Consider the following 16,161-nt stretch of genomic DNA (forward strand, 5'->3'; position numbering starts at 1 on the left):
ACTGCACCGGCCACCGTGTACCCGGCCCCTAGCGCACACCCGCCATTTTGCGCAGAATCCACCCGTTGAGGAAGAACATCCCTACACCGGCGGCAATGGAAACCGCACCCAGCCAGCTAAAGTAGGGGATTTCGTCTTCCAGCGAGTAGAACTGTGCCAGCCATCCTGCCAGGGTGGTGCCCAGGGAGATGGAGCAGAAGTACAGCGCCATCATCAGCACGCGGTGAGCCTCGGGAGCTAGCTTGCTGGTGAGTGACATGCCCACCGGTGAGATGGAGAGCTCACCCAGCGTGCAGAGAAAGAGGATGAGCACCAGCCACAGCACGTTCACGTTTGTGTTTCCCGCCTGGGTGAGGAAGGTGAGAAAGGCCAGACCAATAAACCCTAGCGCGATACTAAATTTTTGCGGGGTGGAGGGCTGGCGGTCTCCCAGCTTGGTCCACAGGGTGGTAAAGACCGTGCCCAGAAGCAGAATGAATACGGGGTTGATGGAATTAAACCAGCTGTAGGGGAACTCAATATTGCCGATATGCCAGTTGACGCGGGACTCAGAGTATACCGCCAGCACGGTGAACTGCTGCTGGAAGAGCGCAAAAAACACCACGTTACCCAGGAACATGGGTATGAAAGAGATGAGGCGGGAATGTTCCTGTGCGGTAGTTTTCTTCGAAGAGAACATGATGGTAAAGAGCACCACGGTGAGGGCGGCGACTAGCCAGAGCACCCAGTTCGCGATGTTGTTGGCGGTTATCAGCCCGGTGGCCACCAGGATAACCACGGCAACGGGTACCAGGACTGCAATAATCAGGGAGCTCTGCTTTTGCCGACTGTTCAGCGGTGACGACAGTCGATGAACAGAGGCCGGCAGGTTTTTGCGGGTGAGCCCGTACTGGAGAAGGCCGATGGCCATGCCCACGGCGGCGAGACCGAAGCCGTAGTGAAAACCAAGCCTTGACTGGAGGAGGCCGGTGAGCAGGGGCCCCAGCAGGGCACCGGTGTTGACGCCCATATAGAAGATGGTGTAGCCGCCGTCGCGGCGCGGGTCGTTTTCGTGATAGAGCGATCCGACCAGGACTGAGGCATTGGTTTTGAGGCAGCCCGAGCCGATGGCGACCAGCACGAGACCGATGACCACCCCGGCCACACCGGGGATAAGTGCCAGGCCAATATGGCCTGCCATGATCATGATTGCCGAGTAGAAGAGGGTGCGTTCGGGTCCGAGCACCCGATCGCCGAGGAATCCGCCCAGGATAGTGAAGAGGTAGACCATACCGCCGTAGGCTCCCATGACACCGGTTGCGGCAGCCTGGGGGAGGCCCAGCCCGCCCTCAGCGACAGAGAGGTAGAGGTAGTAGACCATGATGGCCTGCATACCGTAGAAGGAAAACCGCTCCCACATTTCCACGGAGAAAAGGTTGGCCAGCATGCGCGGGTGGCCGAAGAAGGTTTTTTCACCGGCGGCTACCGGTGCCGTCGATTCCTTATGGGGGGGGTAGATGTCATCGTGAACTCGCTTTGTGTCCGGCAGAAATGTGTTTTTTCCACTCTTATGAGTAAGTGTAGACCATAACTTTCTTAGGCTCCCGGGTGCGCGGGTGCAGGTTACCCTTCGGAGAGAGGTCGGGCGATGTCTCTCACGCGGCCTCGATCGGCACTCCGGATCGTAAGGAATCTTCACCGGGTGATATAACGAAAACTGCTGTTGGCGGGGGATCCGGGAGGGTTTCATGGTTTAATCGAGGATATGACTACTCAACCTGAAAACAGTGGCAACAGCGAACAGAACCAGCCTACCTATGGCAACCAGCCTTCTTACGGTAATCAACCCGCCTACGGCAATCAGCCGCAGGCTCCGCAGTATTCGGCGCAGAACTACGGACAGGTGGCTCAGCCGGCCGAGGGGCAGGCTGCTGCCGCCACCGCTAAGACCCTGGGGATCTGGTCGGTGGTGGCCTCGGCCCTTTCGGTTGTTATCTTGGGAATAGTGTTCTCCATCGTCGGTATTGTGCTGGGTGTTCTCAGCTACCGGAAAGCTGCCGTGGCAAGTGCGGCCGGGGTGACCTCTAACCCCGGGAAAACCCTGTCGATTATCGGTATCACTGTTGGTGGTGTCGCCCTGGTGATCTCTATTATCAATATCTTCTTTGCTATTGCGGCATACTCCTAACCGGTAGGCGTTGAGTGCAGCGGGTCCGCAGAAATTGTCTTGTCAGGAGAAGCTATGAACGATAACCTGCAGCAGGTAACGGTTGACCGGATTCCCTCCGGCGCAAAAATTCTTGACGTGCGCGAGGACAGCGAGTGGGAGGCCGGGCATATCGACGGCGCCCAGCATATCCCGCTGGGACAGATTCCCGAACGCTACGGCGAGGTGCCGCTGGACACGGACGTGTATATTATCTGCCGGTCGGGTGGGCGGTCCCTCAAAGCCACCGCCTATTTGCAGGACGCCGGTTTTGATGTGATCAATGTGATAGGCGGTATGGGGGCCTGGGCAGAGGCCGGGAAGCCCCTGGTCTCGGATAACGGGCAGACACCGCGGGTGATCTAGAAGCTCGGTGAACCCCCGTTTACATATTCAGCCGCTGGGTTTGAGCATCGATCCGGCGGCTGCCTTTGAGGTTATTTCTGCCGATGCTAGCTATGCCTTCTGGTTGGATTCGGCCAGGGCAGGCTCGCCGGCCTCGCGGTACTCCTACCTGGGCGTGGTGCCCGAAGATCGCGGTGTGCTGCGGATTGAACAGGCTCAGCCGGCGTGTAACCCCTGGGAGTTTCTGGAGCAAAAACTAGCTGACGCACCGGTTGTGGATCTGCCGCATCGGCTACTGGGGCTTAGGCACGAGCTGCTGGGCGGTTACGTGGGATATTTCGGTTATGAGGCCCGCCGCGCCCTGGGGGTGAGTGCACCGAGGACCGCCACCACCCCCGATGCGCTGTGGATGCCCGCGGTACGCTACCTGCTCATTGACCACCGCACGCACACCGGGTACCTGGTGGGGGATAAGCCCTGGATAGCTCAAACAGCCGATGCGCTCCGCTGTGCCCGCACCCCCGTGAGAGACTATCCGCGGCTGGCTTTCCCCGCACCTGCCCGCAGCAGCTACGAGCGGGCGGTGGAATCCTGCCTGGCAGAAATCTACGAGGGTAACAGCTACGAGGTTTGCCTCACCGCCGAAACCAGCACTAAACTGCCGGCGTTACACGGCACCGACACTTCTCTGCTCGCCCTCTACCTGGCGCAGCGGGAACAGAACTCCGCCCCTTTTGCCGCCCTGCTCAAATGTTCTGACCACTGGGTGCTGAGCTCGTCGCCGGAGAGTTTTCTCAGGGTCGATTCTGCCGGGAATGCGCGGAGCAAACCCATTAAGGGTACCGTGGCGCGGTCGCCGGAGGCGGGCCGGGACCGTGCCCGCGCAGAGTGGCTGCGTACCGACCCTAAGACCCTGGCTGAGAACCTGATGATCGTTGACCTGCTTCGCAACGACCTCTCCAGGGTCAGCGATCCCGGCACCGTCAGGGTGCCGGTGCTGGCCGGGGTGGAGACCTACTCTACCGTGCACCAGCTGGTGTCAACCGTGGAATCCCGGCTGAGGCCGCAGGTTTCGGCGGTGGCTGCAAGCGCCGCCTGTTTTCCCGGTGGCTCGATGACCGGGGCACCCAAGGAGTCCACCATGAACATTATTGACAGGCTAGAGGCGAGGCCCCGTGGTATCTATTCGGGTGCTCTGGGCTATTTCTCGGCGACCGGGGCGGCCAGCCTCTCAATTGTGATTAGGACCCTGGTGGTGGAGGGTAACAGTGTGCGGTTGGGGGCCGGGGGTGCGGTGGTGGCAGACTCTGACCCCGCCGCCGAATACCGGGAGATGCTCACCAAGCTGCGGGCGGCGGTACCGGGCAGTGGAAAGCCGTAAACTAAAGGTGGCAGGGCACCGTTCGCTACACTTGAAAACATGACTAAGCATTCTGAGATATCCGCTGAGGCAGCCCGCTCCCGCCTGCGCGAGCTGATCGCCGAGCTAGCTGTGGTTCGCGGTAAAGTAACCCTTTCGTCGGGTAGGGAGGCGGACTACTATGTTGATCTGCGCCGCGTTACCTTACACCACGAGGCGGCTCCGCTGGTGGGGAAGGTGATGCTCGATCTGCTCGATAGGGCCGGCATCGATTGCGAGGCCGCCGGTGGCCTCACAATGGGGGCCGACCCCGTGGGGAACGCGATCATGAGATCGGCTGTTGAGGCCGGGCGAGCTATCGATACTTTTGTGGTGCGTAAGGCTCAGAAGTCTTACGGTATGGGCCGGCAGGTGGAGGGCCCGTCCGTTGACGGCCGCCGGGTGGTTGCCGTTGAAGACACCTCTACTACAGGCGGGTCGGTGCTGACCGCGGTGGAGGCCCTGCGTGCAGCCGGTGCTGAGGTGGTTGCCGTTGCTGTAATCGTTGACCGGGCCACCGGCGCCAAAGAACATGTTGAGGAGGTCTCGGGTCTTCCCTACCTCTACGCGTATTCTAAAGACGATCTCGGGCTGACGGACTAGTGGCCGGGGAGAAGTCGAGGGTCGGGGGCGAGATACCCACCTTTGCAAGCGACGGTTCGGCGGCCGCCCTTTTTGAGGAGTCACGGCATAGCGTGGGTGTCGGCCCCTGGGAGGGGGATCTGCCCGAGGGGGATCACTGGGACCCTGTACTGCTGGCCGAGGGTGACCGCCGCAATGTGGTGGACCGCTACCGCTACTGGCGTATGGAGGCAATTATTGCCGATCTTGATTCGCGCCGGCACGGTTTTCACGTGGCGATCGAGAATTGGCAGCACGATCTCAATATTGGCACCGTGGTGCGCACGGCGAATGCTTTTCTGGCCGGCGAGGTGCATATTATCGGCAGGAAGCGCTGGAACAGACGCGGAGCTATGGTGACTGACCGCTACCAGCATGTGCGGCACCACCCCACGGTGGCAGATTTTGTTGACTGGGCACGGCGGGAAAATATGGTGGTGATCGGTATCGATAATTTTCCCGACTCCAAACGGTTAGAGACCTATGATCTTCCCGAAAAATGCGTGTTTGTGTTTGGGCAGGAGGGCCCGGGGCTGTCCGACGAGATTCACGAGGTTGCCCGTGACACGCTCAGTATTGAGCAGTTTGGCTCAACCCGCTCCATCAACGCGGCGAGTGCGGCGGCAATCGCCATGCACGCTTGGATTCGGAAGTTTGAATTTGGCCAGCGGGTGGGCTAGGTAGCTTTGGATGAGTTACCGACTGTGCGACCGATCGTAGGCTTGTTGGGTCCCCTTGGAGAGGCTACATGCGAAGCATCTTTGAAATTCTTACCCACTACTTCGGTGAGGATTCTGGCGCTAGTGTGCACTCCCATACCCGGCATCGAAACGAATAAGAGCCGATAGGGGATGCACCTTAACTAGGTTAAGAATCTGCTGTTCTGCCTGAGCCCGGTGTGCAAGAATGAGCTCAAGCTAGAAGGTAGCGTCAGGTACGTCGAGATCTTCCCGATGGATAGCGTCAGCACTGCCATCATCGGAATACCTCAACACTTGGCCCCCAGCTAGTGACGCGCAACCGACTCCTACGCTTTTATCTGTAAAGAGCCTCGTAATCTTTATGTACTCTTGAATCAGTGGTGTTAGTATATATAGTCAGTGATGTTAGTATGTTTAGAAGGGAAAGCACCAGATGCCTTCTTTTCGTTACCATACCGGGATGAGCATCGCGATCTCCCCGCGGTGCGAACTGACTCTCTCTCGAGGTGATGAAATCGCTCGTTTGGTCCCCATTTCCCGTGAGGCTCTACGCCTGTGAACGGGTCCGCGCAACGAGGTGCAGCGGCACCAGCCATAAAGATGTTTTCGCTTGCGCATGCCCGACAGATCGCTGTCCGAGCACAAGGGTTAGAGCGGCATTCTGCGCAATACCAGCCCATGTCGGTCGCATCCGTGGTCGAGAGGGTGGGGTGCCTCCAGCTAGACGCGCTCCAGGCGGTACGTCGTTCTCATGAGCTGGTTCTTTTATCTCGTGGTGTCTCAACTCGAGACATCAACCTTGCACATGACACCTCAGCGGGTCTGTTCGAGACCTGGGGCCACGCTCATTCCCTTCTCCCACAGCGTCTGTGGCCTGTGTGGAGCTGGCGGCGGCACCAAATCAAGAAGCACGGACTTACTGGCCCACAGCCCGACCTTCAGGTAATCAAACAGGTGCTGAACCGGATCGAAGAATCGGGTCCTTCAACCCTGAACGATCTTGGGCGGAGCTCGGGGGCCGGCTGGGATCGGTCCAGCCCCGTGAAGACCGCATGCGAGTGGTTGCTCAGTATCGGTGAACTCGCCGTGGTGAGCAGAGACACCGGGTGGCGCCGGGTCTACCAAACACCAGATCAGGCGGGATTGCCCCACCCTGACCAGATTGACCCGGTTGAGGGTCTCAGGCAAGCAGTGCTGGCTGCTCTGCAAGCACTTGGGATCTCAACAGCCAAGCATGTACGGGACTACTTTAGATTTCCCCGGGATGTGAATATCGCGGCGCTTGCTCGAAGCTGTGGGTACGACATTGTGCACGTGCATGGGAGCGATGAGGAGTGGTTTGTTGACCCCGCCTCGCTAGAGCCACCGACTGAGTACACACTGGACCCTTCCGATGTCATTCCTCTCTCCCCTTTTGACTCGCTGATATGGACGCGTTCGAGACAACAGTTCCTGTTCGGAAAGACCTATCTACTTGAGGCGTACAAACCCGCCAGCAAAAGGGAATTCGGATACTTCTCGATGCCGCTCCTGCTCGGTGATCGAATCATCGGACGCGTTGCGGCTAGACGTTATGAAGGTAGAGTGATGGTGGAGAATTTTGAGTGCGACTCTGATATTGAAGGGGATGCGGTGCGCGTGTCCGTAGAGCAGCAGCTCAACCGCTGGACGGTAGGGGATACGCCATGACAAGTTCACGCAGCTACCGAAGGCTGATTATGGACCGGGAGATAGGTCCACTACTGTTTGCTGTCAACTTCGGTTGATTCTCTGGGGAATCGTTCCCTTTGGCCTAGTGGCTTTCTATAGCAACCGTCAGGAGTATATTCACGCTGGGGTGGCGGTAGCGACTCTGATGGTGGTCAGTTCACTTACCGCCCCCTATAAGGGGCGGTTAATAAAGAGCTGCCCCCTTGCCGGTTTCACCCCCATCGACCCAGAACCACCGCACAAAAATCCTCAAGCCCCCTCTACTTGCACCTCGCCCCTTTTGCCTGAACTTTTGACACGTCCCACTGGTCTCATGTGTAAAACCGCGCGCAAAATTTGTGCGCGGACGCTACCCTGCGCAGAGCACCGATTACCCGTCACACCTCATGTATCCAATGACTCAGGTAGTGCTAATTTGAGTAACTCAAAATAGAAAAACGTGGTGTTGGTCAGGGAAAATCCTGCGCAAACGGCTGCTCTGCTGTGGTGGTCTTTGGTGCAGTGGTCGGGTTGAGCGCATGCTCCGTTAGGGCACAGCGGTATGACCTGGGTATTCGGTTTGGTGATGTGGTCACCTAGCACTCTGACGGATGGATGTTACACAGGTTTGTTTGGTGGTTTGACTAGATGTTTTGCTGATTTTGTTATCAAACCGTGATGTAGTAAGTTGACTTGCAATATACGGTGTGTTTGAGTTAATACAACACCAATCACCAGGGTATACTCTGGGACGAAAGGGAGAACAATGACCCTCGTAAAGAAAATTTCAACTGGTGCAACCACCGCTTTCCTTGCTTGTGGGGCTGTTGTGGGTGCGGGTCTAGCCACCCCGAGTCATGCGGTTGCAGAAAGAAATCAGCCGTCATCTCAAGCTATATTGCATAGCTTTCGAGAGGAAATTGAAAAACAAGTTTTGTCGGGAGATTCAAGCGCCAAAAATGATTTGGATAAATTTGACTCTCTAACCAAAGAGCAGAAACTCGAATTGATTGGGTACTTGGACGGTAGCGTGCCGATGCCGGATGAATCAGTAGGAAATCTGCAGGTTGAGAAATCTTCAGGGGCAGTTAATTCTTCTGAAGTTGTTTTCCGATCTGCGTCTTCAGTGAAGGACGTATGGGCGACAGAAACATTCACATTTGCAGGTATCAAAATTTCTGAAACAAAGACTACGGGCAAGTACGAGGTAACCGAGGGGTCCATAAAAACTCTAAGTCAAGGGTGCGCTGTTGAGCGTTCGTATAATCCGGTACAAAGCATTAGCAGCGAAAACAATGGCCACTTTGTTTCGGATGGAAAAGCTACGTTCGAGTGCAAAGTAACTTCGGTGTATGGAATCCCTAATGTTGCTGAGGCCAGCAAGCGGGAAAATGTTCAGTTTATTGAAGCAAATGCGAACGGGGAAGTAGTAGGGAACGGCTGGAGGTAAAAAATGGGAAATCCCCTGGTTCCTACTGGGGCTGAATTTATATTCAGTCTGACCTTAATTCTTCATCTTATTTTATTTATTTCAGCATTGTATCTAATCGGAGTCGATAAGGTTTGGGATATAAAGAGAAAATTTACTCTTCTATTCCTATCATTCGTAGTTCCTATTCTGGGCCCCACGGCATCTATATACATGCATCATCGAAATTGAATAGAATGCAGATTAGGTAGATTCTTTTCTCTGCTGTAGTAGGTGTAAACATGGATAAATTTACTTAATCATTAGGAAGATTTACTCAAAAGAGCGCGTAGGCTTATGGGCGCTTACGATATTCCTATCTAGTTCGCAAGGTTCACAGCATCCGCTGAAGTATCAGGCATGATATAAACCGAATGCTTCGCTGACCTTTGTGTAAGCTTCAGCATAATCACTACCTTTTGGTTCGGCCATGCTCGGCTGCACCAAGTACCGTACAGCGCTAAGAAAGGAAGCGAACAACGCCCAGTGCGGAACGATTCTTGTAGACTGAGAGCAGACACTAAATAAAGAACCGGAAGTGTTGGACCCACTTCCGGTTCCAAAAATTCCATCTCGCGCCTTATATCGAAAGGAATTTAAGCTTGTTCGTCGACATCGACCATGTTTTCGACACCAACTACGTCTTTGATTTACCCTGTGAAATATACCCGCACGCCGTGGTTTTTACCCCTTGACGGCGTACAGGCTTTTTGGCTCATCGAGGGCGTACCGCTGACCAGCAAGGCCCACCGCGCCCCTATCCGGTTCGCCCAGGACGCCGCCGAGCTCCTACGCCGTGCCTGCGCCGGTGACCCAGCGGTGAATGCTCTTAGCCCCTCAAAGTGCCGTAATCCGCTGTTTGAGGGTGCTGAGGTGGTTTATCCGGCTGATTGCCCGCCATATACACTCAAAGCCCTTTACCTGGCTGCAACCAACTGAGCCTGCTCAGGGTACAACCGCGCAGCCTCCACAGTCTCCTTAAACCGCTTCACCTTCAAATACTTACGCATCAACCGCATCTGATTCAAACCCTGCACAGGCACAACCCGTGGCCTACTCAATTCCTCAAAAATCTGCTTCTGTTGCTGAATCGGACACCTACGCTCCGCCTCAACCTGCTCACGCCGAATACGCGTTGGAGAAGGTGGCAAAGAACCATCATTCTGCTTCCATGCATTGACCCTAATATGCAATCAAGCCAACACTGAACGCATCCCTCAGCACCCCGACTCTGATACACCAGACCCTTAGGGAACTGCTCTAGCGCCTTGAGAATATCTTGCACATACCACCCAGCAGCAAAAATCTTCCGTACATGCTTCACCAGAAGCACAGTAGGTACTTTCCACAGATCCAGCACCTCTTCTTTGAGTCGCTCAGTAGTTACCCAACGGTCAGAAGCAGACTTAACCACCGCTGTCAGAGGAAAATTCTTCCTAGTCTCGGCTCAAAAGATAAAATGAGCATTGAGTTTCGGCTGCGCTAGAGGCCGAAGGCCCACATAGCTAGGGTCATGGTGGCCGCGGTAATTAGCAGAATACCGATGAGATTGAGCCAGAAACCGCCCCGCACCATCTGGCCGATAGACACATAACCGGAACCGTAGGCAATAGCGTTAGGCGGGGTAGCTACCGGCAGCATGAAAGCGCAGGTGGCGGCCAGGGCCACGGGAATAGCCAGAAGCAGGGGCTGGAATCCCATACCCAGGGCGATACCGCCGGCCACGGGAAGAAAAGTTGCCGCCGTTGCGGTGTTAGAGGTCAGCTCGGTGAGGAAAATGACCCCGGTGGTCACCAGAACAACCATAAGAACAACCGGTATACCGTGAAGGTGACCAACCTCCTCCCCAATCCAATCGGTCAAACCCGAGGCGGTGAACTGGCTTGAGAGAGCCAGACCTCCGCCAAAGAGGAGCAGCACACCCCAGGGCAGCTGCATGGCGGTATCCCAGTCAAGCAGCCGCACACCCTTCTTACCCGCCGAACCCGCGGGCGTGAGAAAGAGAAGCAGCCCCACGAGCACGGCAATTCCCGCATCGCTGATCGGCGGGTTCTCAAACTGAAGGGGGATGTAGATCCAGGAGAAAGCGGCCACCACAAAGATAAGAAGCACCCGGACCTCACCCGAGCTCATTTTCCCCAGGCGCCGATACTCATCGGTGATGAGCTCGCGGCCGCCGGGAATTTCTTTGATCTCGGGCCGGAAGATCACCTGGGTGAGCAGAAACCAGCAGAGGAACATCATCACGATAGCCACGGGCACGCCCACCAGCATCCACCGGCCAAAACCGATTTCTATGCCGTGAGTATCTGACATGTAACCGGCTAACAGAGTGTTGGGAGGGGTACCGATGAGGGTGCCCAGCGAGCCGATAGAGGCGGCATAGGCGATACCCAGCATGAGTGCGGTGCCAAAATTTGATTTTGTGACCTCCGGGGAAGTGCCGGTGGATTCGCCGGAGGAACCAGGACTGCCCGCCTTCCCCTGAACCTGAGCGATCAGGGTGAGCACCGAAACCCCGATGGGCAGCATCATCACCGCCGTCGCCGTATTAGATACCCACATGGAGAGAAAGCCGGTTGCAATCATAAAGCCGGCCACCATGGCCGAGGGCTTGGTACCCATCACTGTGAGCGTGAGCAGGGCTATGCGGCGGTGCAGATTCCACCGCTGCATAGAAAGAGCCAGCAGAAATCCGCCCATAAAGAGAAATATGACGCTGTTGCCGTAGGAGGCCCCCACCCGGTCAATTGTGACCTCCTCGTTAAAAAGAGGAAAAATCACCAGGGGTAAGAGCGCTGTTGCCGGTATGGGTATCGCCTCGGTCATCCACCAGCCACCCATAAGAATGGCGGTGGCGGCGGTCAACCTGGCCCCCTGCGGCACATCGGCGGGCATGATCAGATAGACGATGAGAGCAAGCAGGGGCGCACCGAGCAGGCCGATAAGCCGTTTGGTGCGCTCGCCGGGCTCAATCTCTTCGGCCCTGGCACCCCTGGAGAGCTGGAGCCGGCCGATCGCCCGGGTGGGGATCGGCTCATATTCTTTCAGATGGTCACCCACCATGTGCGGGTGCTCGCGGTGCTGGGAGTCACTCATGGGTATTCCTTACAAATCTGAGGGCCCACCCTCGTCGCTGAGAGCGAACCGCTGTGCGATATATGCTATCGGATTTTGTAAGGATCATCACCTTTATGGGCTTTTATTTAGCGTGTTGGGCCTTCCTCTTTCGGAAAATACAAACCACGGTGGTACAACGGGACACCGACGCAGATCTCGCCCTAAAGGTAGATCGCTGTCGCCTGGTAGGGGGCCAGCTGAAAGCTGCCGGACACCGCATCGACAGGATAGTTCGAGATCAGTACCCGCCCATCCACAAACTCCGGTGGAATATCGACAGAGGTGGGCTCGCCGTAAAAATTGGTGAGAACCAAAAGTCTGCGCCCTCCGTGCTCGCGAATATAGGCGTAAACAGCGGGGTGGTCGGGGGCGTAGGGCCTATAGCTTCCCTCAGAAATCACCGCGTGGTCCTTACGCAGCTGAATAAGACGGCGATAATAGGGAAGGATCCTCCCCGATCGTTCCTCAGCGGCAACATTAATGGTGTCGAAGGTGGTGGGCCTCAGCCAGGGCGCACCGGTGGTGAAACCGGCATTCTTCTCCGCCGACCACTGCATGGGGGTGCGGGAATTATCGCGGGCCTTAGCATGCACGGTGGTGAAGGCATCAGACTCGGACAGACCCCGGTCCCGCAGCATACGGTAGGCTGTGCGGGCCTCAACGTCAACGTAGTCGTCAATACCGCTGTAGGCCGGGTCAACCATGCCCAGCTCCTCGCCCATATAGACAAAGGGGGTTCCCCGGTGCAGATGAATCACAGAGGCCAGCATGGTGGCGGACTCGTAGTGAAAATTGTGCGGGTCCCCAAAACGGTTGAGAGCCCGCGGCTGGTCGTGGTTATTCCAGAACAGGGCATTCCAGCCGCCCCCGTCTTGCATACCCTCGGCCCAGCGGTTGAGCAGACCCTTGAGCTCCATAAAATCAAAGGGCATACGAGACCACTTTTCACCGTTGAGGTAGTCAACCTTGAGGTGGTGGAAACTAAAAATCATGGAGAGCTCTTTATTGGCGGGGTTGGTGTACTGTACCGCGTTCTCGATAGTGGTCGAAGACATCTCACCCACCGTCACCGTCTCGGGAAACCTGCCAAATGTCTCCCGGTGCATCTGCTGAACCCAGGGGTGGATACGGGCGGTATCGGTGTAGAGGCTCTTATCGGGCACACCCGCGGCATCTTCTAGTTTCTCGGCTTTACCGATGACGTTAAGCACGTCAAAGCGCAGACCGCGCACGCCCTTATCGAGCCAGAAATTCACCACCCGAAACAGTTCCTGGCGCACCCGAGGATTATGCCAGTTCAAATCTGCCTGGGTGCGGTCATACAGGTGCAGGTAGTAGAGACCGGTATCCCCAAAGGGCTCCCAGGCGGAGCCACCAAACTTAGATTCCCAGTTGGTGGGTGGCAAGCCGTCGGGCCTCCCCGGCCGCAGGTAGAAAAAATCTCGGTAATACTGGTCGCCGGCCAGTGCCCGCTGAAACCACTCGTGCTCGGTGGATACATGGTTGAGCACCATATCGAACATCACCCCGATACCGTGCCGGGCCAGGCCGGCGATGAGTTCTTCAAGGTCCCTCATGCTCCCCATGCCGGGGTCAATACTGTAGTAGTCGGAAATATCGTAGCCGTTATCGTGCTGCGGGGAGGCAAAGAAAGGATTGAGCCAGACCATGTCGACACCCAGAGAGGCAATATAGGGGATCTTCTCAATCACCCCGCGCAAATCTCCCACACCGTCCCCATCAGAATCGTAAAAAGACTTGGGGTAGATCTGGTAGATCACCTGATTTTTAAAACTCATGCTTCTCCTGGGTGAATCTGTCTGCGGGCAAAATCCCGGTAGATGAATTTGTCGGCGCGGTGGCGTGACTCGGTGTACTGAAAAATAGTGGTGTCTGCGAGGCTGGTGACCGAAACGGTGGTTGCCACATACTCGCCGTTGGCAAGATTGAGCTGCTTGCGGTCGTTGACGGTAGCCGGCTCCAGCTTGATGAGCTTACTCGAGTAGCCTATGGTGAGCCCCAGCTGCTGCTCAAAATACTCGTAGAGGGAGTCTTCGGCGGCCTCACGCGGAATATCGGGTATCGTGCTGGTGAGCACATAGTCGCGGTCGATAATGGAGGGAACATAGTCCAGAAAGCGCAGCCTTTCCACCAGGGTAGTCTCCACCGGCTGAACCTGGGGGTTCAGATCTTTAAAGAGCACGGTGGGGAGCTCGGTTTTCTTGAGGGTGAGCAGCCGACTGTAGGTGCTAGGCCCCGTATTCGCGGTGAGCTCCTTGTAGCTGACCAGGGACGCCACCGGCAGGGTGTAGCGGGGGCGACCAATAACAATCGACCCCTTCCCCATAATTTTCTGGATATAGCCTCTGCTGGTGAGCAGGGTCAGGGCCCGGCGGACGGTCTCGCGGGATACCCCGTACATGTCGGTGAGCTGGTGTTCGCTGGGAAGAAGGGTGTCGACGGGGTAGACGCCGCCCTCTATCCGTGAGACCAGGTCGCGGTATATGCTCTCGTATTTACCCATCGCTACTCCTTGTGCGGGAAAAGGCAAAGCTGAATAGTTCACGATGGGGCCAACGTGAACGGTGCCCCTCACACCCCAGTATATACCTGTATAGACAGGTTGAGGTCATACGGTGTGGCGGAGGGGTATGCGCCACCGGAACACCGTGCAGAGCGGAGAGTTCCCACATAGTGATACGCCTGTCAGCGGGTTGTCTGCACCCTAAGACGGCGGCGTACACTGGGGGAGAGCACCGCAGGAAAGAGGAGAAAGAAGCCATGCCCCAGCTGCGTTCACGCACGTCAACCCACGGCCGTAATATGGCCGGCGCCCGCGCCCTGTGGCGTGCCACCGGTATGGGTGACGATGATTTTGGTAAACCGATTATCGCTATCGCTAACTCCTACACTCAGTTTGTGCCCGGGCACGTGCACCTCAAAAACATGGGGGACCTAGTGGCCGGTGCTATCCGGGAGGCGGGCGGCGTCGCTAAAGAATTTAACACCATTGCCGTTGACGACGGTATCGCTATGGGGCACGACGGCATGCTCTATTCTCTGCCCTCCCGCGATCTCATTGCCGACTCCGTGGAGTACATGGTCAATGCCCACCGAGCCGACGCGCTGGTGTGCATCTCCAACTGCGACAAAATTACCCCCGGCATGCTGCTTGCGACCATGCGGTTAAACATCCCCACCATCTTTGTGTCCGGTGGGCCCATGGAATCCGGCGAGGGAGTTGAGGGAGTGGTGGAGCACCGCCTTGACCTGGTGGACGCCATGGTCATGGCGGTCGACGATACGGTGACCGATAGCGAACTTGCCCAGATTGAGAAGAACGCGTGCCCCACCTGCGGGTCGTGTGCGGGAATGTTCACCGCCAACTCCATGAATTGCCTGAACGAGGCGATCGGTCTGGCCCTACCCGGCAACGGCACGACTCTGGCCACCCATGCGGCTCGCAGGCAGCTCTTTTTGGACGCCGGGCGCATGGTTGTGGAGCTGGCTCAACGCTACTACGAGCAGGATGACGAAAGTGTCTTACCTCGCTCTATTGCCACCAAGGCTGCCTTTGAAAACGCCATGGCGCTCGATGTTGCTATGGGGGGATCCACCAATACGGTGCTGCATATCCTTGCTGTAGCCCACGAGGCCGAGGTGGATTTTACCCTTGAGGATATTGATGCTGTGTCGCGGCGTGTGCCCTGCCTGGCCAAGGTGGCACCTAACTCCACCATCTACCATATTGAGCACGTGCACCGTGCCGGGGGTATTCCCGCCCTGCTGGGGGAGCTCGACCGGGCCGGCCTGTTGAACCGGGACGTTCACGCGGTGCACTCTGCATCTCTGGATGAGTGGCTGGGCCGGTGGGATATTCGCTCGGGTACAGCTAGCGCTGAGGCAGAGGAGCTCTATCGGGCGGCGCCGGGCGGGGTACGCACCACCGCCGCTTTCTCTACGGCCAACACCTATGAGTCTTTGGAGAAAGATTCTGTGGGCGGCTGTATTCGCTCGGTAGAGCACGCTTACACCGCCGACGGCGGCCTAGCGGTGCTGCGCGGCAATATTGCCGAGGACGGTGCAATTATTAAATCAGCCGGTATTGACCCCGAGCTTTTTCACTTTGTGGGGCGGGCCTTTGTGGTCGAGTCGCAGGATGAGGCGGTGTTTGAGATCCTTTCCAAACACGTGAGCCCGGGCGATGTTGTGGTGATCCGGTATGAGGGCCCCCGGGGCGGGCCGGGGATGCAGGAGATGCTGTATCCGACCTCGTATTTGAAGGGCCTGGGCCTGGGACGCGAGTGCGCGCTGGTTACCGATGGCCGTTTCTCGGGGGGGACCTCCGGTATTTCTATCGGCCACGTGTCGCCCGAGGCGGCCGCCGGCGGTGCCATCGGCCTGGTGGAGACCGGGGATGAGATTGAGATTGATGTGGCCAACCGTATTCTGCGGGTTAATGTGGCCGACGAGGTGCTGCGGGCCCGCCGGGCAGCTAGGGGGCCGCTTCCCTGGAAGCCGACTAAGCCGCGTGAGCGGAAGGTGTCGCAGGCCCTGAAGGCATACGGCATGATGGCGGCTTCGGCTGATCGCGGCGGGGTGCGGGTACTCCCCGAGGAGTACCGCTAGGGTG

13 protein-coding genes are annotated in these 16,161 nt (G+C 57.1%); 9 read left to right on the top strand and 4 right to left on the bottom strand.

The features are described from left to right. Positions 1-28 precede the first annotated feature (28 nt). The gene (locus ACS1BR_RS04680; protein WP_463560756.1) at positions 29-1,528 is read right to left on the bottom strand and encodes a peptide MFS transporter; all 1,500 of its coding nucleotides are present in this window, start codon (positions 1,526-1,528) and stop codon (positions 29-31) included. Positions 1,529-1,744: 216 nt separating this feature from the next. Here ACS1BR_RS04680 and ACS1BR_RS04685 point away from each other — a divergent pair, with 216 nt between their 5' ends. The 8 genes from ACS1BR_RS04685 (at position 1,745) to ACS1BR_RS04720 (ending at position 9,347) form a co-directional block, all read left to right on the top strand. Further along, the gene (locus tag ACS1BR_RS04685) at positions 1,745-2,167 is read left to right on the top strand and encodes a DUF4190 domain-containing protein (protein ID WP_463560518.1); all 423 of its coding nucleotides are present in this window, start codon (positions 1,745-1,747) and stop codon (positions 2,165-2,167) included. Positions 2,168-2,221: 54 nt separating this feature from the next. Continuing rightward, positions 2,222-2,551, top strand: coding sequence for a rhodanese-like domain-containing protein (locus tag ACS1BR_RS04690; protein WP_463560520.1), 330 nt, complete (start codon positions 2,222-2,224; stop codon positions 2,549-2,551). Between the two features lie 7 nt (positions 2,552-2,558). Next, on the top strand, positions 2,559-3,911 hold the full coding sequence (locus ACS1BR_RS04695) for an anthranilate synthase component I family protein (RefSeq protein ID WP_463560522.1): 1,353 nt from the start codon (positions 2,559-2,561) through the stop codon (positions 3,909-3,911). Positions 3,912-3,950: 39 nt separating this feature from the next. Next, complete coding sequence (pyrE, locus tag ACS1BR_RS04700) at positions 3,951-4,532, top strand: orotate phosphoribosyltransferase (protein WP_463560524.1); 582 nt, start codon at positions 3,951-3,953, stop codon at positions 4,530-4,532. Positions 4,533-4,564: 32 nt separating this feature from the next. Next, positions 4,565-5,230 (top strand): TrmH family RNA methyltransferase, encoded by a 666-nt coding sequence (locus ACS1BR_RS04705; protein ID WP_463560758.1) that lies wholly within the window; start codon positions 4,565-4,567, stop codon positions 5,228-5,230. 699 nt (positions 5,231-5,929) lie between these two features. After that, positions 5,930-6,940, top strand: coding sequence for a DNA glycosylase AlkZ-like family protein (locus ACS1BR_RS04710; RefSeq protein WP_463560526.1), 1,011 nt, complete (start codon positions 5,930-5,932; stop codon positions 6,938-6,940). Positions 6,941-7,706: 766 nt separating this feature from the next. Then, complete coding sequence (locus ACS1BR_RS04715) at positions 7,707-8,390, top strand: hypothetical protein (protein ID WP_463560528.1); 684 nt, start codon at positions 7,707-7,709, stop codon at positions 8,388-8,390. Between the two features lie 675 nt (positions 8,391-9,065). Continuing rightward, positions 9,066-9,347, top strand: a complete 282-nt coding sequence (locus ACS1BR_RS04720; RefSeq protein ID WP_463560530.1) for a hypothetical protein — start codon at positions 9,066-9,068, stop codon at positions 9,345-9,347. 543 nt (positions 9,348-9,890) lie between these two features. Here ACS1BR_RS04720 and ACS1BR_RS04725 read toward each other — a convergent pair. The 3 genes from ACS1BR_RS04725 to treR all read right to left on the bottom strand — a co-directional run bounded on the left by ACS1BR_RS04725 (position 9,891) and on the right by treR (position 14,052). Beyond that, on the bottom strand, positions 9,891-11,507 hold the full coding sequence (locus tag ACS1BR_RS04725) for an SLC13 family permease (protein ID WP_463560532.1): 1,617 nt from the start codon (positions 11,505-11,507) through the stop codon (positions 9,891-9,893). Between the two features lie 182 nt (positions 11,508-11,689). Then, a complete protein-coding gene (gene treC / locus ACS1BR_RS04730; protein ID WP_463560534.1) occupies positions 11,690-13,327 on the bottom strand; it encodes an alpha,alpha-phosphotrehalase in 1,638 nt (545 codons plus the stop codon). Continuing rightward, positions 13,324-14,052, bottom strand: coding sequence for a trehalose operon repressor (gene treR / locus ACS1BR_RS04735; RefSeq protein WP_463560536.1), 729 nt, complete (start codon positions 14,050-14,052; stop codon positions 13,324-13,326). Before treR ends, treC begins: the two co-directional genes overlap by 4 nt. 257 nt (positions 14,053-14,309) lie before the next feature. Here treR and ilvD point away from each other — a divergent pair, with 257 nt between their 5' ends. Further along, complete coding sequence (ilvD, locus tag ACS1BR_RS04740) at positions 14,310-16,157, top strand: dihydroxy-acid dehydratase (RefSeq protein ID WP_463560538.1); 1,848 nt, start codon at positions 14,310-14,312, stop codon at positions 16,155-16,157. The last annotated feature ends 4 nt before the right edge of the window (positions 16,158-16,161 follow it).

The sequence above is a fragment of the Rothia sp. 18CD1-1 genome (assembly GCF_055285355.1).

Bases quoted from the DNA above. Each gene is read 5' to 3' on its own strand.
- ACS1BR_RS04685 (WP_463560518.1), top strand. From the start codon at position 1,745: ATGACTACTCAACCTGAAAACAGTGGCAACAGCGAACAGAACCAGCCT.
- ACS1BR_RS04690 (WP_463560520.1), top strand. From the start codon at position 2,222: ATGAACGATAACCTGCAGCAGGTAACGGTTGACCGGATTCCCTCCGGC.
- pyrE (WP_463560524.1), top strand. From the start codon at position 3,951: ATGACTAAGCATTCTGAGATATCCGCTGAGGCAGCCCGCTCCCGCCTG.
- ACS1BR_RS04710 (WP_463560526.1), top strand. From the start codon at position 5,930: ATGTCGGTCGCATCCGTGGTCGAGAGGGTGGGGTGCCTCCAGCTAGAC.
- ACS1BR_RS04715 (WP_463560528.1), top strand. From the start codon at position 7,707: ATGACCCTCGTAAAGAAAATTTCAACTGGTGCAACCACCGCTTTCCTT.
- ACS1BR_RS04725 (WP_463560532.1), bottom strand. From the start codon at position 11,507: ATGAGTGACTCCCAGCACCGCGAGCACCCGCACATGGTGGGTGACCAT.
- treC (WP_463560534.1), bottom strand. From the start codon at position 13,327: ATGAGTTTTAAAAATCAGGTGATCTACCAGATCTACCCCAAGTCTTTT.
- treR (WP_463560536.1), bottom strand. From the start codon at position 14,052: ATGGGTAAATACGAGAGCATATACCGCGACCTGGTCTCACGGATAGAG.
- ilvD (WP_463560538.1), top strand. From the start codon at position 14,310: ATGCCCCAGCTGCGTTCACGCACGTCAACCCACGGCCGTAATATGGCC.